Origin of the sequence: Paracraurococcus lichenis (assembly GCF_030657435.1) — a bacterium.
Classification (GTDB): Bacteria; Pseudomonadota; Alphaproteobacteria; order Acetobacterales; family Acetobacteraceae; genus Paracraurococcus; species Paracraurococcus lichenis.
In genome coordinates this window covers 1-294 of record NZ_JAUTWS010000574.1, presented here as the reverse complement: position 1 = coordinate 294, position 294 = coordinate 1, and the positions used below count along the sequence as shown (strand labels likewise).

The following is a 294-nucleotide window of genomic DNA, read 5'->3' as shown; positions in this document are numbered from 1 at the left end:
ATCGTAACCAACCGGGTCGACCGACGGCCCCCCTTTTCCGCCGCCTTGACCGACTTGCTGTCAAGGATGGCCGCGGTGGGACTGGCCTCCTTGCTCGCCTGTTCCCGGCAGGCGACGTAGAGCTGGTGATGCACGGCCTCCAGCGTGCCGTCCCAATCCCAGCGCTGCAGATAGCCATGCACCGTGCTCCGCGGCGGCAGGTCGCGTGGCAGGTGACGCCACTGGCAGCCGGTCTCCAGCACATACAGCAAGCCGTTCAGCACCTCGCGCACGTCCACCGAACGATGTCGCCCA

The 294-nt window shown here is 67.0% G+C and carries 1 pseudogene; it reads right to left on the bottom strand.

What is annotated here, in order from left to right:
• A pseudogene (locus tag Q7A36_RS41285) lies at positions 1–294 on the bottom strand (transposase); the annotation flags it as partial.